The 19636-nt window shown below is 30.6% G+C and carries 21 protein-coding genes; 15 read left to right on the forward strand and 6 right to left on the reverse strand.

What is annotated here, in order from left to right; translation table 11 throughout:
- The first annotated feature begins 12 nt into the window (after positions 1–12).
- The 15 genes from AA089_RS09130 (at position 13) to AA089_RS09205 (ending at position 8401) form a co-directional block, all read left to right on the forward strand.
- Positions 13–789: a hypothetical protein gene (locus tag AA089_RS09130; protein ID WP_046756633.1), complete on the forward strand. Its 777-nt coding sequence runs from the start codon at positions 13–15 to the stop codon at positions 787–789.
- On the forward strand, positions 770–2284 hold the full coding sequence (locus tag AA089_RS09135; protein WP_046756634.1) for a YncE family protein: 1515 nt from the start codon (positions 770–772) through the stop codon (positions 2282–2284). The genes AA089_RS09130 and AA089_RS09135 overlap by 20 nt, the downstream gene beginning before the upstream one ends.
- A 14-nt stretch (positions 2285–2298) precedes the next feature.
- A complete protein-coding gene (locus AA089_RS09140) occupies positions 2299–2730 on the forward strand; it encodes a TIGR02594 family protein (RefSeq protein ID WP_046756635.1) in 432 nt (143 codons plus the stop codon).
- A gap of 10 nt (positions 2731–2740) precedes the next feature.
- The gene (locus AA089_RS09145) at positions 2741–3247 is read left to right on the forward strand and encodes a peptidoglycan recognition protein family protein (protein WP_046756636.1); all 507 of its coding nucleotides are present in this window, start codon (positions 2741–2743) and stop codon (positions 3245–3247) included.
- On the forward strand, positions 3244–3429 hold the full coding sequence (locus AA089_RS09150) for a hypothetical protein (protein ID WP_046756637.1): 186 nt from the start codon (positions 3244–3246) through the stop codon (positions 3427–3429). Before AA089_RS09145 ends, AA089_RS09150 begins: the two co-directional genes overlap by 4 nt.
- 5 nt (positions 3430–3434) lie before the next feature.
- Complete coding sequence (locus AA089_RS09155; protein WP_046756638.1) at positions 3435–3881, forward strand: hypothetical protein; 447 nt, start codon at positions 3435–3437, stop codon at positions 3879–3881.
- Complete coding sequence (locus AA089_RS09160) at positions 3878–4369, forward strand: hypothetical protein (protein WP_046756639.1); 492 nt, start codon at positions 3878–3880, stop codon at positions 4367–4369. The genes AA089_RS09155 and AA089_RS09160 overlap by 4 nt, the downstream gene beginning before the upstream one ends.
- 18 nt (positions 4370–4387) lie before the next feature.
- The gene (locus AA089_RS09165) at positions 4388–4918 is read left to right on the forward strand and encodes a hypothetical protein (RefSeq protein ID WP_241479984.1); all 531 of its coding nucleotides are present in this window, start codon (positions 4388–4390) and stop codon (positions 4916–4918) included.
- A 13-nt stretch (positions 4919–4931) separates the two neighbouring features.
- The gene (locus AA089_RS09170) at positions 4932–5420 is read left to right on the forward strand and encodes a peptidoglycan-binding domain-containing protein (RefSeq protein ID WP_046756641.1); all 489 of its coding nucleotides are present in this window, start codon (positions 4932–4934) and stop codon (positions 5418–5420) included.
- A gap of 1 nt (position 5421) precedes the next feature.
- Entirely contained in the window at positions 5422–6093 is a 672-nt protein-coding gene (locus AA089_RS09175) for a hypothetical protein (protein WP_046756642.1), read from the forward strand.
- Complete coding sequence (locus AA089_RS09180) at positions 6071–6274, forward strand: hypothetical protein (RefSeq protein WP_046756643.1); 204 nt, start codon at positions 6071–6073, stop codon at positions 6272–6274. The genes AA089_RS09175 and AA089_RS09180 overlap by 23 nt, the downstream gene beginning before the upstream one ends.
- A gap of 39 nt (positions 6275–6313) precedes the next feature.
- The gene (locus AA089_RS09185) at positions 6314–6655 is read left to right on the forward strand and encodes a hypothetical protein (protein ID WP_046756644.1); all 342 of its coding nucleotides are present in this window, start codon (positions 6314–6316) and stop codon (positions 6653–6655) included.
- A gap of 236 nt (positions 6656–6891) precedes the next feature.
- On the forward strand, positions 6892–7332 hold the full coding sequence (locus AA089_RS24685; protein WP_156168957.1) for a hypothetical protein: 441 nt from the start codon (positions 6892–6894) through the stop codon (positions 7330–7332).
- A gap of 6 nt (positions 7333–7338) precedes the next feature.
- Complete coding sequence (locus tag AA089_RS09200) at positions 7339–7734, forward strand: hypothetical protein (RefSeq protein WP_046756647.1); 396 nt, start codon at positions 7339–7341, stop codon at positions 7732–7734.
- 166 nt (positions 7735–7900) lie between these two features.
- The gene (locus AA089_RS09205; RefSeq protein WP_046756714.1) at positions 7901–8401 is read left to right on the forward strand and encodes a D-Ala-D-Ala carboxypeptidase family metallohydrolase; all 501 of its coding nucleotides are present in this window, start codon (positions 7901–7903) and stop codon (positions 8399–8401) included.
- Positions 8402–9269: 868 nt separating this feature from the next.
- On the opposite strand, the gene AA089_RS09210 is transcribed toward AA089_RS09205, so the two are convergent.
- The 6 genes from AA089_RS09210 to AA089_RS09235 form a co-directional block, all read right to left on the reverse strand.
- Positions 9270–10355, reverse strand: coding sequence for a response regulator (locus AA089_RS09210; RefSeq protein ID WP_053002288.1), 1086 nt, complete (start codon positions 10353–10355; stop codon positions 9270–9272).
- Between the two features lie 8 nt (positions 10356–10363).
- Positions 10364–12625: an ATP-binding protein gene (locus AA089_RS09215; RefSeq protein ID WP_046756649.1), complete on the reverse strand. Its 2262-nt coding sequence runs from the start codon at positions 12623–12625 to the stop codon at positions 10364–10366.
- Positions 12619–13851 (reverse strand): DNA cytosine methyltransferase, encoded by a 1233-nt coding sequence (locus AA089_RS09220; protein ID WP_046756650.1) that lies wholly within the window; start codon positions 13849–13851, stop codon positions 12619–12621. The genes AA089_RS09215 and AA089_RS09220 overlap by 7 nt, the downstream gene beginning before the upstream one ends.
- A gap of 2 nt (positions 13852–13853) precedes the next feature.
- Positions 13854–14069: a helix-turn-helix domain-containing protein gene (locus AA089_RS09225; RefSeq protein ID WP_046756651.1), complete on the reverse strand. Its 216-nt coding sequence runs from the start codon at positions 14067–14069 to the stop codon at positions 13854–13856.
- Positions 14070–14350: 281 nt separating this feature from the next.
- Positions 14351–18034: an ORC-CDC6 family AAA ATPase gene (locus tag AA089_RS09230; RefSeq protein WP_046756652.1), complete on the reverse strand. Its 3684-nt coding sequence runs from the start codon at positions 18032–18034 to the stop codon at positions 14351–14353.
- The gene (locus AA089_RS09235; RefSeq protein WP_046756653.1) at positions 18031–19230 is read right to left on the reverse strand and encodes a hypothetical protein; all 1200 of its coding nucleotides are present in this window, start codon (positions 19228–19230) and stop codon (positions 18031–18033) included. Before AA089_RS09235 ends, AA089_RS09230 begins: the two co-directional genes overlap by 4 nt.
- Positions 19231–19636: the final 406 nt, after the last annotated feature.

The raw sequence follows: 19636 nt of genomic DNA on the forward strand, positions 1-19636 counted from the left end.
CTAAAACAGTAAATGATTACGACCATCCCATCTAACAAAGAGCGATTTAGAATAAAGCTCACTATTGCTTCAAAAATACCATTTGAATTAGGGATAAGAGTGTACAATCCTTTGTATTCAAATTCATTTTATTTCAGACGTAAAGCACTTTTCAAAAAATCAGGACTTACACGTGAATTTACAATTTCAATGCCTGTTTCGCCTGAAGTGTTGGAAATGGAAATTTTTGACAAAAATAGTGTTAGTGATGCTGCTTTTGTAATTGAAAATGTAAAGCTAGAAAAAATGCCAGCAATTGAATTGTGGGCTACTGATACGCAACATAAATTTTTAGAATTTGCCATAGGTTTTGCAGAAAAAGCTGGGTACGTATCACCAGGCTTTTTTGAAAGCAAGGATGGAGAATTTTTATTTCAATACTTGCCAAGTATCACTGATAGGTTTGGTAATGATCTTATCACACCTGCTAGAATTCATCGTAAAATGCCGCGCGTACAGATATCGCAAAGCTTGTTTAAGGGCTATACAGTTCCTATTCGAGTCGCGATTTTAGCCCATGAAGGTTGCCATTGGTTTTTGAACACACGTAGTCAAACCACCGCAGATTTATGTGGTATAAAGCAATACCTAGACTATGGATTTCCAAAAATTGAAGCAGTTTATGCAGTTACAAAAGTATTTGGAAAAAACCGTGAAATGATCGGAAAATCACAAATCAGTAGAACAAAAGATGTGATACGATTTATAGAAAATTATACAGAAAAAGAGCATGAGAGATCAGGTATATAAATATTTTAATCAGCATAGAAAATGGCAGAAGTTCTATAAGGAACTATTGGACGATAATGATGCTACACAAATCACTGTAACTAATTGTACAAATGATGAGCGTACAATTACACTATGGGGAACTAATAAGTGTGCTGAAATTACTAATCCTTTAGGCGGTCAGGAAGTTACAAAAATAGAAGCTGATGTAGGTCAACGGGCTTATGAGGTTGTATATAATCCAGTAAACGATCTATTTTATGTAATAAATAATCTTACTGATACGATCACAGTTATTAACGATCAAGCACAAGTAGTTCAAACAGTTCAACTTCGTCCCGATCCGCTCACGTTTGTCAATCCGAACAATATTGTAGTTAATACGAACCCTAATAGTCCTGAATATGGCTTTGTAGCAGTTACAGGAGATGCACAAACTGAGTTTTTAACCGTTGATTTGAATTTTGATATTGCTAGACGTATTCCACTTGGAAGAAGCCCGATTGATTTAGTTTACAATCATGTTAATGATAGCTATTATATTTCACTAGCTGTTAGAGATTCATTAGTAAAAATTACAACTATTGATAATGTAGCAGTAAGTCAATTTATCAAAGCTGGAATAAAGTATTTAGGAGTAAATACCGATAACGGAGATATCTATGTTCATTTTATTTCTAACAATAATGGAGTTATTACAAATGATGTAGATGTTTATAATGTTGCAGGAAATAGAAAAGGAATCATTCAGGTTAATACTTTTGCTGAAAACGATGTCGCATTTTGTTACAATTCAGTTAATCAAAATATGTACATATCCTATTCTGCATTAAATGTGGTTTTAGCCATTAATGGAAATACATTAGGATTTGAGCAGCGATTTAATATTACTGCACCAGTAGATATCGAATACAATCCTATTGATAATAATATCTATGTTGCTCATGGTCTTCGGGAAGTAACACAAATTGATGAAAGTTTAAAAATTGTAGATACAATTTCAGTAGTTGATTTTGCGCGAAGTTTTGCCATAAGTACCGTAAATGGATATTTAGCCTTCAACTTTCCACCGCAAAATAAACTTATGATCGTTCGTTTAGATCAAAAACTGTTTGTGAAGGTAAGTGATAACTACGAGTCTATTCGTCAAGATTTCAAACACAATCCCATGATTATAGCACACATGAAAGTTGTGGCTACTACCGATCAGCGCATTAACACATTACAAATTATTGAAACCTCTATTTCAGGTAAACAGACGTGTGAACCAATTTCGCTTCGTGGCTATCAGTCTCCGCAGGGATTTGGAAATGTTTCAGAAGTCTTTGAAATGGAAGGTCAAATTGTGGATGGACGCGTTTGTTGGCGGTTTAAGATCAATCCGAATCAACAAGTAACATTTTTGATCTATTACAAGCAATTAGAGATGTACAACTTCTTGCCTGAAAAATCCAGAGTCTCAACGGGTGTAGAGCAAAGCAAAGGCATTCCGCTTTCGTGGTTACAGGAAGATTAATAAAAAATTAGAATATGAAAAAGTTATTAGCAATTGCAATGAGTCAGTACGGAGTAACTGAAATCGTAGGGAAAAGACACAATCCGATCATTTTGGACTATTTCAAACAAATCGGACATAGTTGGGTAAAAACTGATGAAACAGCTTGGTGTAGCGCCTATATGAATTGGGTAGCCTTACTAGCTGGCATGGAGCGAACAGGAAAGTTAAATGCGCGTTCATGGCTTACGGTTGGTCAGAAGATAGACAATCCAAAACAAGGCGATGTAGTCATCTTTTGGCGCGAAAAAAAAAGTTCTTGGAAAGGACACGTTGGGATTTTTATCGGCTATACACATGATAAAAAAGGAATCTATGTATTAGGTGGAAATCAAAACAATATGGTCAATATCAAGCGATATCCCACAAGTAGATTATTAGGTTTTAGAAGATTACAAAACATTTAAAAACAGACAAATGAAACACGTAGATTATTTAATCATACACAGTACAAATACCTCAGAAGCAAACGACTTTGGGAAAGATGTGATTATTGATAAACATACAGCAAGCACAAAAGAAAACGGTTTAGGATTTAATAGACCAGGATTTGATTATTTGGTGAAAATTGATGGAAGCTTAGAGACAATTATAGCTGAAGACAACCCAACGCAAACAGACCTATGGGGAATTAGTCACGGACTTAGAGACTTAACAGGAATCGCTAAAAATCTAGCCTATGTTGGTGGACGTACACTAAAAGAATCTTTTGATAAAGACACACGAACCAATAGTCAAAAACAAACTCTTGAAGCCATTGTAAAGTTCTATGTTTTGCGATTTCCAAACATAGTCATATTAGGATTTAATGAAGTCCCTACTAAACCCGCAGAAGACAGTCCAGCTTTTAGCGTCAATGATTGGCTTCGTGAAATTGGAATTGCAGAAAAACACATCTACATCAAAAAATCTAAAAATGGATGAGAACAATCCTAATGATCGCAATAGGGTTTTGGATAGCAAATAGATTATCAAAAAAGTATCATAAACGCCTATTTATGTATATCCAACATGAACAAAAACAAAAATTTGAAGCCTTGCTGAAATCACAAGGTTTTGAAAAAGCAGAAATAAAAAAACAGAGTCAATCAATTTTTAAACTTTAAAAATCATGGCAATTCAAATACAAGTCGAAAATCAAATTTTCCTCGTTCCTGAAGCTGACGACGCGTGTGATTTTTGGACAAGTTATTACTCACAATTAAAAAAGAAGCTTGGTACTAAAAATGCCAAGATGATTTGGCTTGTCACTTGGAAATCGAACGGTTCTGTTTTCTGTACCACAAGCCCAACATTTTTAAGGTGGCTTAAAGCCAATGATTTAGATGTTTCCAACATGGCGACAAGAACTGTTGCAGACCTTTCAGAGATAGGTGGAAACATTCTAGGTTTTGGAAAAAACATGACTAAAATACTCTCTATTGGAATCCCAATAGTACTTATTGTTGTCCTAATTGGAATAATCATGGTTCTAAGAAACTCAACTAAGAATGCAACGCTTAAAGACCTAGCAGCATTCACGCCAGCAGGAAGAACCGCAAAACTACTTGGCAAATGAAAAAAAACATATTAATCATATCAGGCGGACTTGTATTTGTATTGTTTGTTGGCAGTATTGTTATAGGAGATCGCAATCGAAAACGTGAACGAATTACAAGCAAATTATTGATTGCACTTAATGCAAAAATTGAGCCTGTTAAAAATGGTATTGGTTCACAAAACGCCTTTGATATTAACTACTTGGATAACGTAATTCAAAAAGTTAACGGTCAGGTATTAGCACTAAAAGAAAGTACCGCAGAATATTACGCCAAACAAATTAAAAGCGGGTTTCTACCTTGGTACAAAGGTGGTGATGACGAGGACAAGATATACAGCGTATTTAGAAAATTAAAGGACAAAGTACAAGTTTCTCAAGTCGCTAAAGCGTATCAAGAAGACGAATCTAAAAATTTGATAGATGTATTAAAATATCGTTTCGGAAAGGACGAAATCAAAATCGTATTGGATATAGTTAATAGTAAACCAAATTACAGAACAGCTTAAAAAGTATAGTATATGGAAATGACAAACACAACATGGTGGATGATTGGTGGTGGAACAGTTGTAGTTCTTGGTTTCGGTGGATATCTAATCTATCGAAGTAAGAAAAACAGCAAAAATAATTCATTAGGCTATTCAGTACAATCCACGCAGGCAAATATTGGAAGTGGTGTTCAGGTAAATACTTCAGGGACTGCTTCGGTAAAAAAAGAACCAAATTGGAATGCACCATTTGACATGAATTATTTAGAAGATGTAAAAAAGTGGGTGTCTCCTAAGAAGCTATTAATTCTTGGGGATAGTAAAGCTTCAAAACTTGCTAAAACACTAAAAAATGCAAAAGGAACTTTCAATGATGATGAATATGCAGTTAGAGATACTTTCAAAAAATTAAGAAGTAAAACTGACGTAGCAAGCTTATCAAAAGCTTACTACAATAACCACAATAATAAAGATTTATGGCAGCACTTAAACAGCTTCCTTAGCCATTCAGAAATGAAGCTATACGTATGGAAATACATTAACAGATTACCGAATTATAAAACCTTATAAAATTAATTAAAGTATGAAAAGCGCAAACATTCAAGTAAAATCTACATTTTTTCAACGCAACAAAATGCCAATACTAATTGGTGGTGCAGTCGTTGTCATTGGTGGTGCAGTACTCACATATTTTCTTTTAAACAAGAAAAAAGAGGAAGAAAAAAAGACGAATAGTACAACTGATTATTCAGTAAGTATTCCTGGAACAAGTACAGCTTCCATAACTCCACCTTACCTACCAACAAGGTCAGGAACTACAACACCTACTAGATCGAGTTCAAGCAAAGCAGTAGTAAAGTATGGAAGTCGTGGAAGCTTAGTCCGCGTACTACAGCGATACTTAAAAGTTTTGGGGGCAGACTTAGGAAAATTTGGTGCAAAACGTGATGGTGTAGATGGAGTTTTTGGAGGAAAAACTTCAAGAGCAGCCAAAAGTAAACTTGGTAAAACAGTATTTACCACAGCTGATATAGAAAAAATGAAACAAACACTTAAAACACTAGGAAAATAATATGGATAATATGCAAAAAGGATTTTTAATCGCAGGAGGATTGATAATACTTGGTTTTTTAGGTTATACCTTATTCGGTAAAAAGGAAGAAGAAATTGAAGATGCTGAATACTACATTGTGGTTGAAACAAAAAAAGAAAAAGATACAACTGTAGAAAAACAGAAAAAAAATGAGTCAATAGCTTCAGACGAATCTTCTTTGGAAAAAGTTTCAATTGTCAAAAGTGTAAATCTTCCAATTGAGCAAGATCAAGATGTTGAATTTCCAAAACAAGAAATTGAATCTACACCTTTATTAAAGAAAACTGAAGAAAAGTCAGATCAGGAAATAACACAAATGAAAGTTGTTAGTACTGTTTTGGAAATAGATCCGCAGAAAGAAGAAATTATAAACGAATTGGAAGTTGTAAAGCCACAAGAAATAATAGTAGAAGCAAATGACAATTTTCCTTTAAAACTTGGAAGTAAAGGTAAGCGTATTTGGAACTTGAAAGTTTATCTAATGAAAAATCATGGTGGCGCAGGAATTATTACAAATGACTTTGATAAGCTAACAGCAGAACGTGTTAGACGCTTTTTAAAAGTAGATGAAGTTAATGAAGAACTCTACAACAAACTGAATATGGAGCAACGTAGAAAAAAGAAACGAAATGCCACAAAAAAGAAATATTAAAGGTTTGCTAGATAGTTTGGTTGATAAAGATGGGTTAAAAACTGAAGTGACTATAAACATCACAAATAGGACTTTAACTAGACTTTCATTAACGCTTCTAGGAACAGGAGTCGCCATCATTATAATAGCCAGACTTGCCAACAACCTTAAAATAAAACCATCTGTAAAAGCTGCTACTTAAAGAAGTGGCGCTAATTAAATCACTCATTAAAAAAGAATTATGAAAGAAATAGTATTTCAATTTGTAGACTATATTAATTCCCTTGATTGGGCTTATATCTTCACACTTATTTTGATTGTTTATATGCTAAATAGCGTGTTTGCAAAAAAGCTTTATTATAAAGTCTTTGGACTTAAAATTTCCACACGATACCGTGTTCTATTTATTGGCGTATTATATGGTATTGCAATTTACTTCATACGTGATTATACCATTAATGAAATAGAAAAATTAGTGCAATCATTCATTTTTACATTGGTATTTCACAAGTTGCTTATTGACAAAGTGGTTCGTTTTTTTTCGCCAAGCTTACCACAAGAACCAATAAAATATGAGCAGTAAAAAGTATATAATTTTTATAGTCATTGTAATTGCTATTAATATTTCTACTACACACTATTTCGGTAGAAGTGATAATAGCAATTATAATGAGACTATTATTAAGTTGGAGCAAGAAAACTTGAAGCTTCAGCAACTAAATTCAAAGCTAGATCAAGATATACTGAAGCGAAAAAAGAAATCCGATAGTTTACTTCTCAAACTAGATCAAAGTAACCGTATCATTCAAAATTTACACTATGAGTTACAACAAAAAATTAATGTCATTAATCGCATGTCTGATGTGGAGTTGTTTGAGTATTTCGCAAACATCAAAACAAACATTAGAACCGATTCCACAAAATATAAACGGAAGTAAATATTTCTGTTTCTCAATCGAGCAATCACGATTTATAGCCACTAAACTAGAAAACGAAAAATATAAGGATAGTCTTATCGGTATGTTTGAAATTGATATTACTAGGTATCAAAAACTATTACGAGATAAAGAACTTTCCATTTTTGACCTAGAATCCAAAATCGAGAATTTAAACAAAATTCAGACAAACGATCAGCTTCATATCGAACAGCTTAACGAAACGATCAAAAAAAAGGATAAGCAGATCAGGCGTGGTAAATTCCTAAAGTGGTTACTTGGAACTGGACTTGCCATAGTTACTGGAGTATTAATTATTAAATAAATTAGAATGAATGTATTGCAAATATTCGGTATTGTATTTGGTGCTACGGGATTTTGGAAACTTATTGAAATCCTATTGCAGTTTAGAGTACAAAAGCGTCTTAAAAACGCTGAAATCAATAACCTGAATACACAAGCAAATAGCTTAGTTGTTGAGAATTATAAGCTTTGGACAGAGAATATGGATCAAAGGATCAAAGAACTCGAAAGTAAAAACGTTTTTATGGAAGGAACAATAAAAGAACTTGAAAGTAAAAATTTATCAATGGAAGTAACTATTGGGCTGCAAAGAGATCGTATTATCAAACTTGAAAGTAAAAATGCTGAAATGAATCAAACCATCACTAATCAACGTGAACGAATAAACGAACTAGAAGAAGAAGTTTTAAAATATAAAAATTAAGAAGTTATGAATTTGAATAAAGGTAATTCCTCACTTAATTATCTCTTTGGCGCATTTCTATTAGTCAGTACTATAAAATTATGTTCAGATTTATATGGTCGCCATTATAAACCTAAACAAGAACAAAAAAAAGGCTGTGGGTGTGGAACTAAAAGATGAAAAAAAAATGATCTATATTGGAATAGGCACTTTGGCAGTTACAGCGTTAAGTGTCTTTTTCATTTATAGACTCTCCAAGACAAAAAAGAAATCTAATAAATCAGTAGTTCAGAGAATAGATTTGTCCGTATTTGATAGTCCTGATGAACCAGGTTCAGGAAACTGTATAGATAGACGTTTAATAATGACTTTAGATGCATTAAGTAAGCGTACAGGATATCCAATATTCGATTGGATAAATTCAGGCGCAAGAAGTGAATCACATAACAGAAAAGTCGGTGGCGCTTCTCGTTCGTCACATAAAATTCCAACATGTAAAGCTGTTGATATTGGAACACCATCAAAGTTTATCCGAAATCAAATTATTGAAGAAGCGAGAAATTTAGGAATAAAAAGAATTGGCGTTGGTCGCACTTTTGTTCATCTTGACGTGGATGAAAATAAGAGTCAATTTGTGGCATGGGGATATCCTTCAGGGACTCCAGCAGAGATTAATCCTTTTGCATAAAAAGTCAATTTTTAATATTAAAAATGTATATTTACTATTGACGATTCAATTAAATGAATTTGACAATATTATTAGATAAATTAGAAAAAAGTAAAAAAGTATCTTTTAGAAGTATTGTTTCGCATCGAAAAGTATCGTTTCGAGACATTTTCATTTTATAAACACACTGATAATTAGCGATTTACGTGAAGACCTGCTGGATTGTGGTTCCAGAGGTCGCCGGTTCGAACCCGGTCTTTCACCCTTTATAACCCTCTCAAAATGAGAGGGTTTCTTTTTTTAAGGACTTCATATTTGGTGTTATTTTCTTACTTTTTTACTGAGGAGCATGGTTTAGGAGCATGGTTTTGACCAAAAATTGATCAAAAAAATTATCTTCTCAACTTTTAATGTGCTGATTTGTAGTACTTTATATTTATAGAGATCAGGATCTTTTCTTAAATCAGAGGTCTGAATAACTCTTTGGGTAAGTAAGTGATTGAAAATTAAATATTTATGTTCTTACTTACAACGGTCAATTAATTCTGCTTACAATTTAAAGAATTAATATGTTTTTGATTTTTTAAGTAATTAATTTATACCTTATCTTATATGAAAAGTAGAAAGTTTTCTTTTCTCTATGTAACCTTATTTATATCTAGTGGATTTAATTAGAATTATTTTTTATAGAGAAATGTTTAATGCTTTTTATAATTAATAGTAGTAGCTTTAAGTTCCAAATCCTTCAACTTTACATTTATCATTATTTTATATTTAGATTATCTATATTTATACAAATTGATTTAAGGCGGGTGATTTTCTTTTCAATTTGATAATAGGAATTAAAGCACTTTGGAATCGCATGAAAGAGGGTTGATATCTTAGAAAATTATTCGGGCTTAAAAATTGAATTATAGATTTCATTGGGATCAAAATCGGGTGAGCCTTGCCTAGAATAATAATTTGAATATCTTGAAATTATATCCTTCAAAAAAGGTTGAGAAATGGTTGCTATTCTTTCTATTTTGTTTACTTTCAATAATTCACTCACTTCATTGGTTAGTATAGTTAACTTTTCTTGAAAATCTATTAGACCTGGTTCGATACCCTCTGCTTTCGGTATAAAATGATACTTCTGTTTTTTATTTTCAAAAAAACTAATTAATCGTTTTCTATTAGAATTATTAGTTGATGTATCATGATTCAAAAGATTATAATTTTCAACTATATCTTTAAGTGGCTTAATTTTGCAAAATAAAATAAAATCTGCATTTCTATTTCCATCTTTGCGAAGTACAATATCACAAGATGGTGTAAGGATTAAAAATCTATTTTTTTCTAACGTAACAATATCTCCAGTAAAAAGATTTTTCTTAATGGGTTTAGTTATATAAAACTCACTAGGATGATATTTTTCTAATTCCTCATCTATGTATTCTTGCATATGAAGCAAAGTGTAACGAAGAAGTGATTTTTCTTTTTCTAGAGCTGTTCTTGTTGTATCGTTTACCCATAAATCCATAGAGTTGGACATATGATTCCAAAAAATTGAGTTTAGGTATTTCTCTATAGTTCCTTTTTTTCCCAAAATTTTTGTTACACCAGTTTTATAAATGTTTATTATTTCAGTTAAAATATCTTTGAAGCTGCCATCTCTGGAACGTTTTTTTAAAAAGGCATTTTCTTCTTGTTCCACTTGACCTAAACTACCTGATACGATAAAAATTGGGAACCTTAATTTATTTTGAATATCTTCAACAATTTCTAAACCTTCTAAATCACCTGAAGTTGAAGATAATTTTAAATCAATTATTGCAGCATCAAAATTTGGACTGATAAGTGACTTTTTAGCATCTGCCAAGTTTTCTTTTACTTCAGGTTCAATTTGTATTTCAGAATTTTTGTTAAAAGAATCTATATTATCGATATAGGACTGAATTGTTGCCTTGTCGTCTTCAACTATAAGTAAATTCATATAATCTTTTATTGTAGGGTTACTTCAATTTTAAAAAATGCGCCTGTCTCGGAATATATTGCTTTTAGTTCACCATCATTTCTATCAATCGCTTCACCAGCAATAGCTAACCCCAAACCTGTACCTCCTCCTGTTTTATTACTAAATTCTGGCTCAAAGATAACTTCACTTTCAATTAGATGTTTATCTATTCCTGGACCATTATCTCGGTATTCAATAATAAAAAGGTCATCGTCTTCTTCTTCAAAAACTTTAAAGGATATTCTTTTTTCTCTATCTGTAATATTCTGAAACCAGTAAAGACTATTATCAACTAAATTGGTGAAAACAATATAAAAATCTTCTTTCCAACCTAAAGCTGTCAAGTTTATATCGCAATCTATTTCAAAGTCAATATTTTGAGAATTTAACTCCGATAAAAACACATCTTTTACATTTTCTATAACTTGTCTAATATTAAAATCTTTCTTTCTACTTCTTTTCTTAGCTGATAATGGGTCTAACTTTCCAAACAAATCGATAAAGATTTTACCTTGCTCATCAATGACAGAAAGTCTGTTCAAAATTTTATTTAGTAAATCTTGGCTAAATTCGTTTTCTAACTCCTCACTCCATTCTTTAATTAATGGAATTTGATTTTTAAAATAACCTAAAGGTTTTCTTCCCTCGTGCAAGACTACATTCACAATCTTACCAACCGTTGCCTGACCTTGATATAGCGCAATAACTTGCTTTAGTTCATCTGCAATCTTGTTATTTTTCTTTTCTTTATCAGAAATTAATTTATTAATACCATCGCGTCTGGTCTTTTCAACGCCAAGCGTATCAAGTTCCTTATTAATTTTTTCGTGTAAATCTTGAAAATTATAAAGACGTTTTATTTTCTCGTTAATATCTCGATTGTTACGACCCAGTCCAACACTTTGACGATATGCAAACCTCCTGTTTTCTAATTCTTTTAAAACACTTTTAGCGACTTGGATTAATCCAGCATATTGTGAATTTTCTTTCAACCCATCTCTAGCACTTTTTTCAATCAATCCAGATTTATCCTCTGATTCAATATGGATAAAACCAATAACTTGGTCACTCCCGACTTTTAAGGATGGGTTTTGGACTCTTTGTTTGTCAAGTAATAGCCAATCGAAACCAGCATCTCCTAATGGGCGAATTCTAAATCCATTTCTATATACTCCTATACCATTAAATTTATCTAGTATTATTCTAGCTTCTCTTCTACCAACGTATTTTCCAGTAGTAGGATCTTTTAAACCTCTTTCTATTAACCCATCAATCGAATTTGGGTCTCTATCAAACACTCGAAAATCAAATCTTACGTTACCACAATATTTACCTTTGGTGATATCGTCATCAGATTCAATGTTTAATGATATTTCAAATGACGGTAATATTTCTTTAGGCGCATTTTTAATTCGATTGTTTTCAAACTTTAATTTAGCTATTCCATCATTATTTACTGTGCCAGATATTCTATAATCGAAAAGTTCAAATAATGGATATGGTTCTATTGTCTCAGTATAATTAGAGTATCCTTCACCAAAAGGGAAATCACCTATTTCAAGTTGAATTTCAAACTTGTTATTGTCTTTAGTAGATGTATCATCGTCTTCATCTTTTTCTACTGGTGGAATTAACTTCTTTAATTCAAATTTTAAGTTTTGTATTTGTTTTGCAGACCATTCTTCCAAATGGTTCTCATCTCCAACAATAATTATTTCTGTTCCACTTGATTCATTTGTTTTGTAATTCTCGATAAGTACATCAACGTCACTTAAATATTTAGCTTTTTCAAAATGTTCCCAAATAAGATATAAAGTTGTGAGGTCACCGCTTTCATCAATGGTTTGTAGTACCATATCATCACCAATCATAGATGCAGAATATCTTCCTATACCTTTTTTTCCTTGCATTATTCTACCTTTAGGACTTACACCTCTATGTAATTTATCATCGGTAGAAGGAACCATCCATTTTTCAGTAACTGTTTCGAAAGTCATTCCATGACCTTCATCTTTAATTATAACTTTTATTCCCTTTTGCTCAATTTCTTCACCATTCTCGAAGATATTCTTTTTAAAAGGAAGTAAGGAAATTTTACAATTTGGTGAATCAGCATCAAAGGCATTCTTGACTAATTCGACTATAGCAGCATACTTATCTTTTATTAAGTCTCTACCAATTGTAATTATATGCCTTCCTGCTGGACGTATTTGATAAAAACCGTCTTTTATTTTATTTTCTTCTAACATAGTTGTTCTTTAATCGATTTAGCTATTGAAAAAGCCATTAATGGGGGAACAGCATTCCCAATTTGCCTAAAAGCGGCACTTCTACCACCTTCAAAATAGAAATCATCAGGAAATGATTGAATTCTAGCAGCTTCTCTTACAGATATTGACCTTACTTGCTTAGTATCAGGATAGATATAATGATGACCATCTTTTGCTATATGAGCTACCATTGTATGTGAAAGTCCATTAATGTCAACAACTTTGTATCTGTCAACAAATGATTTTTCGTTTTTATGAGTTTTAAGTTCAGTTGGTAAATCAGGATATTTTAGTCTCTCTGATTTTTTAAGCCATTTGTTTATAGCTATTTTATAAATTTTTAAATCCCTTTCATTATGAGGTCTAGCAATATGTTGTGTCACAAAGCTGACTCCATTTCTTAACTCAAATTTTTCAAGATACTTTGTTGTTGGTTTAATATAATTAGTAACATTTTTTTGATCTCCAGGATTTAATTTTTCTAAATCAGATAGTATCTGACTAATAGTGAATTCTTCGTTGAGTTGATCAAATTTTGGGTATTGAAAACCCAATCCTTTTTGCCAGCCTATCAAAATAATTCGTCTTCGTCTTTGTAATACTCCGAAATGTTCAGATTTTTGAATGGTATAATCTAATTCATAACCAATCCGTTTGAAATATGCTTGCATATTTTTGAAATAACTTCCGTTTTCGGCTGTTATTAGTCCCATAACATTCTCAAAGACAAACACTTTTGGTTGATATTTTTTGAGAAACTTCGCGTATTCTTTATAGAGGAAATTTCGGGGATCATTTTTCATTCTATTTTTATCTCTTGATCTTCCGACAAGAGAGTAGGCTTGACAAGGCGGACCACCGACAATTATATCAATTTGTTTTCCACATGCAAGTTTGTCTATTTTTTCAAAAATAATTCTATTGTTATCTTCTCCGATTGGTATATTTATAACAGAATCGGAAAGTGCTGAATCTCCAAAGTTTTTTATAAATTCTTCTCTGGTTATTTTTTCCGAAATATAATCATAATATTTTTCTGTTTTATTTTCGGAAATTAATTTATGATATACTAATCGAGTTTCTAAAGTGTCACAAGCTTTTTTATCTATTTCTACGTGAGCAATAGGCTTAAAACCTGCCTTTATAAAACCTTCAGACAAACCACCTGCACCTGAAAATAAATCTATGAAATTAAGATGTTTCATGATTATTTATTCAGTTTTAAATGTCCATAAATCTTTTGAAGAATTTCATTTGGATTAGCATCAATTGCTTTAGAAATTAAATATAATTCTTCAGCTTTAAGATTTGTATCTTCTTTTGTACTGAGATTACTGAGGCGTGATTTTCTTATGCCTGTTTTCCGTGAAACTTCAGCCTTATTTATTGATTTGTCAGTAAGATATTTACCAAGAAATGTCATGTTACTTTTATTAGAGATAGTTACTCAAATGTATACAAAAGTTCCGAATAAAAAAATATTTGTATCTCTAAATGTTACAATTGAAATACAAGTAATTTTATATACAAGAAAAAGATATACTTTTTTATAATATAAGTTTATATTATTTTATTTAATATCTTCTTGAAAACAGAGTTGGATGATTTTTTATACTATTAAAGCATTAGTGTATTTTAGTTTTAATATTCTATTGATTATGTGAAAAAGGCTGAATCAGACTTTATAATTTACGTACTGCTTTATTATTTAGTTACTATATGAAAAAATCTAGTTATTTTATGCCCTCTTGAAAATTTCGACTCATCCCACTTTTTTGGCTTCATATACCAACATTGAGATATTTTAAAGGTTGAAGCAAAAGCAGCTACAATTGCAGATTGTAATTTAGAACCTGTTAATGCTATTTCAAAAGGAAAATTATTTAAAATAAAATATGTATAATAATCTATAGCCAAGGTTTCCATCAACTTATTCAAATCATCTAATTCTATTTTATGGATTGTAGCATTATTATATCTAGTTAATGAGAATTTTGCTGAAAGTTGTGCTAATCTTTCCTTAGCAGAATTTCCTTCTGGTACAACAACATTTATTTTATCATATTCTCTTTCTCCTAATAATGTATATAAACGCTCATGTTTTATAGGAGCAAAAGAAAATAAAACTCTTGGCTCTGAAATATTTGTATATTTTGATAAAAGATTTGTGTGTGAATAAGGTCCTTGTTCCCCTTTAATTAAATCGGAAACTTCGGTTAATAGATTTATTGAATTACTATTTCCATTATCTTTTAATACCTTATTAATATTTTCATCTAATGGATAACTGAACTCTGGTTCTGTACAAGTTAGATAAACATTATTTCCATTATAGATTAACTTTCTTATTGAGTCAAAAATTATTGATTTTGGCAAACCAGTAATATCACAAACCGTGTTACCTTTCAGAAGATTATTCCATGAGGTCAAAAAATCTTTATACTTAATTATATTATCTGTATTAAATCCATTTTCTTTAAAAACTTCAATAATTTCATTCGTTTTACCTATTTCATCAAATTCAATAAGGATTAAATTACATGCATCTAATTTTGATAGTTTCCTTGCTGATTCTAAAGTTGCATCTTCAAATCCTAAACCTAGAATTATATTATCAATAGAAATATCATTTGGTAGTTTTTTAATTTCTTTAATTTCTGGAAGCTTACTTAATATATGACTATAATCTGGAAGTATCATTTCCTCATCAACTTCTGCTTTATTTATGGGAAATTCTAATTGCTGTTGTATCAAATTTTCTTCTTCCTCATGTATAATAATATCCATTTCATTTAGACCTTCTTTAATCTCTTTATCGGTCATAGGATTTAGATTTCCAATGAGAATATCTTTACCATCTTTTGGATTATTAAGCCAATTGAAAAGCTTTTCCCCAGAAAGTTCAAATCTATCTGCGTTTGATAGTCCAATATGTCTAGTTACTCCATATAATTTTCTAAATACAAGTTTAAATTGTTGTTCAGGATTTAATCCTTGTCTATTTGTTCTTGATGCTTCAGGACCACCATAAAAATTGAAGATGCCAGAATCAATCAAATCTCTAACCTTTTTGTACTGAATTTCTTTGTCACCATATGAAATAGTAATAAAAATTGAAGTATACTGCCTTAATTTTTTCACTTCATTTTTATCTTTTTTTATAGCAGATTGAACTAATAAGTGATGTGAAGCATCTGCAAATGAATTCACAAAATCTAGGTATTTACTATCCTTCCTGTTTAAATCATATAAACGGGAATTACATAATTCTAAGAAACATGCATTTTGAATTTTTGGAGGAATAGGATATTTTCTATTGGTATTTCTTTTTAACATTAACTCATATAAAGTAATGACATCGCCTAAATCACCAATGCAGACAGCAGTAAGAGCAGTCAGACCTGTGTAAATATCTTTTTTGTTCGATGCTTTTTCAGGTTTCACAATATCATGGGCTATTGAAATTAATGTTTTATCACCTAAAATTTCGGAAATTGATATGTTTTTTGGATGTGATGGATAGTACTTGGCTCTTTTAGTTAGAACCTTTTCAATAAAAGACTTTCCTTTGTAATGATTTTTATGTATTATTCGATTAACCTCAGACCCCAAATCGAAAATCGTATAATCTCTTCCAATTTTTGCTTGTTGATTATTTCCAGGGGCTTTTATAACCATCTCAAGTGTTTGAGCTTCTGTCGTAAATTTAAAAGAACAGTTCTCATCTTGAAATAATAATTCAGATACTAATTTCATAATGTTATTTTCTGATAAGTATCTGGTTGAAACATCATCCAACAAGAAAAATACATATGATTTATTAAATATTTCTGAAGCCTGTTTAATTGCACTTGCTAATTGAGGGAAGGCGATTTTTGGATGAATCTTAATTTCAAATTTAGAATTACCATCACTTAATGAATTTAAAAATCCTTTTAATTTTGTTTCTAAATCATAAGGGCTAGACACATATTCTAAAGAATCGGAATTATTTATTATAGTTTTGAGAGTATTAGCAATAAGTTCAAAGTAATCTTTTCTAACCTTTGATTTATCAACATAACTCAGATGCTTAACTGCTTGAATTGCTTGTAAAGCATAACTTATAAATAGTTTGGAATATGGTTGAAAAATTTCTTTTTTAGTGTCGAAATCATGGGAATCGAAACCTAATAATTTAACACAAGATACATATAAACCTAAATACTCTTCTTTTTTGTATATTCTATCTAAAATTAAATTTTTGTCCTTTACTTCTTGTTCATTTTGAGGAACAATTCGGGCATGAAACTCTAGTGTTCTTAATAACATTGTTTTACCACAGCCTCTCATTCCTGTAATTACCTGTGGACCTTTTGTACTAATACTATTAATCCAATTATTATCTTGATCTACAAACAAATTGGGGATATACCAAGGTCTTAAAGATTGAGCGTTTACAGAGTCATGGAAGTTTTTTAATTTTAAATCATCTTCCCAAGGATTATTATGCTGATAATAAGTGTCTTTTATTTGATCTATCAAATCTTGATATGACAACTGTTTTTGAGCAATAACTGGAGGTTTTAAATAATCTGCTTTTTCTTCTAATAAATAAGCTAATCTCCAATCTTTTTCATCATAATGAGATGCGTTATCAGTTATTTTTCTACTTAATCTATTAATGCATTCTGCTACCCAATGTAAATCACCAGCCCTTTTAGAATCATCGTTACTTTTAGTTTCTTGTCCTAAACTTCCAAGATCTATTGCTATAAGTTTTATATTCTCATCAATGCCATCAATTCTCTTTTTTTGAGGCAACAGTTTTTCAATCAACAAATTCCCTGGATGCAAATCATTGTGATATGCTTCATTTTGTCTTAATTCTTTAAGAAGTGTAATTAAATCAATCGCTATTTGAGCGATAGATCTGCTTTCAATGATTATAGAGTCATTTAAATAATTTTTAAGAGTATCTCCTTCTATATAGTCCATACCTATAGCATGACAATTAATTATCTTTCCATTTTTAAATACTACTTCTATATTTTCATGATAAAAATTTGTGTCAATAGAAACTATATGATTTGAATTCAGGGATACTTTTAAATGCTCCTCACACTCTTTTTTAAAATCTTTATTATTTATTCTGTATATTTCAACAGGTATTATCTTAATTACTTTTTTTATTTTAACACCTCCAAAAGGAGAAATTTCCCCTACATAAGTTGAGCCATAAAAACCTCTTTCTAAAGGTTTTATTATTTTGATATCACCAATATTTTCTGGATGATCAGATAATGGGAAACCATATTCATCACCGCATTTAGGGCATTTATCCGTTTTTTCCTTCAAGGTGTAATCTGATAGACTTGGGCAATTAAAACAGCTATATTTCTCTTTCATTTTATTATCAATATATTCTCTTTATTACTATATTTCGTTCTTATACTAAAAGCTTTTCGAATTAATTCAAAAAAAACCAATTTATAATCATTATGACATCTATACGTTGCAATAATTTCATTTTTATTTATAATTTGTCCGTTATTAACTTTAAGTATTATACCGCAAGGGTCTGAAAAATTGACACTTTTAAATTTATTTTGAATTTCACATATAGCACTTCTAATAATATATAAATCTATATTAATAAAACCTGTACTTTCTGCAATTAAATTATATTTATGTTTAGATTCAATTTCTTCGGTATAATTCAAAAATGAATCATAGCTTCCATATTGATTTTCAATATTATTTTTAAATTCTATCTCTAATAGTTCTACAATTTTTTCTTTAATAATAAGTTCTTCATCAATTAAGCTCAAAGACATCCGAATACAATTATCAAAATGATTTTTCAATAGACTATTTCTTGATTGAGTAAAAATACGTTTTAATGCAACTAACGATTCACCTCTTCCAATATATGGCTGCTGAGGAGAATTTCCATCAGTAATAAAACACTTAGATTGGATGCCAACTAAATTAGCTACTTTATTAAATTTTTTAGCATTAGCTTCCGCTTCATTAAATGTCCTTCCAAAATTTCCAAAATCTGAAACTCTAATATCTAAGCCAACATTTGATACACCAACTGCAATTTTTTTTGATAGAATAGACGCTATTACAAGATTTGGGATATTTAACGAATTATTTTTTTTACGATAGTTAAAAAGAAAGATATCCAATGGTGTAAAAAAATCGTTTGCTAGAAAATGTACATATTTATTAATGGAGTTTAAATTATTTATTTCAGTTAATGATAAAGAATACTTATATCCTTCAATTTGTGCTAAAACATCAATTCCACCTGCTGGTCTACCAGGAACCCCTAGCTTAACAACTTTTTTTCCATACACAGAAAGAACTAGTGGACATATTAATGTAGATAGGGAAGAAGGTCCACCAGAGGACGGTATATCATATATCCCTTTTTCTTTATTTAGTACTTTACCACTTTTAGCAAGTGTATTTGCTAAATTTGCAATATCTCCTATTAAAAAATCTTTCGACTTTGCTACTTCGATTAATCTCTGAGTATTATTATCGTTGTTATTCTGACTGAATTCAGAAATTATCTTTTTTGTATTTATTTTCATAGCAATAATATCTAAGGTGTGGTAAAATAATCTAAAAAAAAAAATTTGAATTTTACTTCAAAACTTTGCTTTTTGAACATCAAACAAAAACTTAGTTATTTACAAAATAATTGAATTTTATCAAAAATCGTTACTTTAATGTAAGAATTTGTAAATTGATTACTGTGTAAATTCTTTAAGTCTCCCTAAAGCCCGCTAATATTAATACTTTAATTAGAAGGATAAATTTAATTTTTTAACGAAATGAATTACTTGACTTTAATGTAAACTTATTAAGTTAATAGGAGCATGGTTTTGGAGCATGGTTTTTGACCGTTTTTAATAGTTTTTCTGACTCTTGTTTTTTTTAAATACTTGATAATTAGGGTGTTTTAAAAAGAGTTTTTGGCTTGTGGTTCCAGAGGTC

This window comes from Kordia jejudonensis, assembly GCF_001005315.1.
Classification (GTDB): Bacteria; Bacteroidota; Bacteroidia; order Flavobacteriales; family Flavobacteriaceae; genus Kordia; species Kordia jejudonensis.

Bases quoted from the DNA above. Each gene is read 5' to 3' on its own strand.
- AA089_RS09130 (WP_046756633.1), top strand. From the start codon at position 13: ATGATTACGACCATCCCATCTAACAAAGAGCGATTTAGAATAAAGCTC.
- AA089_RS09135 (WP_046756634.1), top strand. From the start codon at position 770: ATGAGAGATCAGGTATATAAATATTTTAATCAGCATAGAAAATGGCAG.
- AA089_RS09140 (WP_046756635.1), top strand. From the start codon at position 2,299: ATGAAAAAGTTATTAGCAATTGCAATGAGTCAGTACGGAGTAACTGAA.
- AA089_RS09145 (WP_046756636.1), top strand. From the start codon at position 2,741: ATGAAACACGTAGATTATTTAATCATACACAGTACAAATACCTCAGAA.
- AA089_RS09150 (WP_046756637.1), top strand. From the start codon at position 3,244: ATGAGAACAATCCTAATGATCGCAATAGGGTTTTGGATAGCAAATAGA.
- AA089_RS09155 (WP_046756638.1), top strand. From the start codon at position 3,435: ATGGCAATTCAAATACAAGTCGAAAATCAAATTTTCCTCGTTCCTGAA.
- AA089_RS09160 (WP_046756639.1), top strand. From the start codon at position 3,878: ATGAAAAAAAACATATTAATCATATCAGGCGGACTTGTATTTGTATTG.
- AA089_RS09165 (WP_241479984.1), top strand. From the start codon at position 4,388: ATGACAAACACAACATGGTGGATGATTGGTGGTGGAACAGTTGTAGTT.
- AA089_RS09170 (WP_046756641.1), top strand. From the start codon at position 4,932: ATGAAAAGCGCAAACATTCAAGTAAAATCTACATTTTTTCAACGCAAC.
- AA089_RS09175 (WP_046756642.1), top strand. From the start codon at position 5,422: ATGGATAATATGCAAAAAGGATTTTTAATCGCAGGAGGATTGATAATA.
- AA089_RS09180 (WP_046756643.1), top strand. From the start codon at position 6,071: ATGCCACAAAAAAGAAATATTAAAGGTTTGCTAGATAGTTTGGTTGAT.
- AA089_RS09185 (WP_046756644.1), top strand. From the start codon at position 6,314: ATGAAAGAAATAGTATTTCAATTTGTAGACTATATTAATTCCCTTGAT.
- AA089_RS24685 (WP_156168957.1), top strand. From the start codon at position 6,892: ATGAGTTACAACAAAAAATTAATGTCATTAATCGCATGTCTGATGTGG.
- AA089_RS09200 (WP_046756647.1), top strand. From the start codon at position 7,339: ATGAATGTATTGCAAATATTCGGTATTGTATTTGGTGCTACGGGATTT.
- AA089_RS09205 (WP_046756714.1), top strand. From the start codon at position 7,901: ATGATCTATATTGGAATAGGCACTTTGGCAGTTACAGCGTTAAGTGTC.
- AA089_RS09210 (WP_053002288.1), bottom strand. From the start codon at position 10,355: ATGAATTTACTTATAGTTGAAGACGACAAGGCAACAATTCAGTCCTAT.
- AA089_RS09215 (WP_046756649.1), bottom strand. From the start codon at position 12,625: ATGTTAGAAGAAAATAAAATAAAAGACGGTTTTTATCAAATACGTCCA.
- AA089_RS09220 (WP_046756650.1), bottom strand. From the start codon at position 13,851: ATGAAACATCTTAATTTCATAGATTTATTTTCAGGTGCAGGTGGTTTG.
- AA089_RS09225 (WP_046756651.1), bottom strand. From the start codon at position 14,069: ATGACATTTCTTGGTAAATATCTTACTGACAAATCAATAAATAAGGCT.
- AA089_RS09230 (WP_046756652.1), bottom strand. From the start codon at position 18,034: ATGAAAGAGAAATATAGCTGTTTTAATTGCCCAAGTCTATCAGATTAC.
- AA089_RS09235 (WP_046756653.1), bottom strand. From the start codon at position 19,230: ATGAAAATAAATACAAAAAAGATAATTTCTGAATTCAGTCAGAATAAC.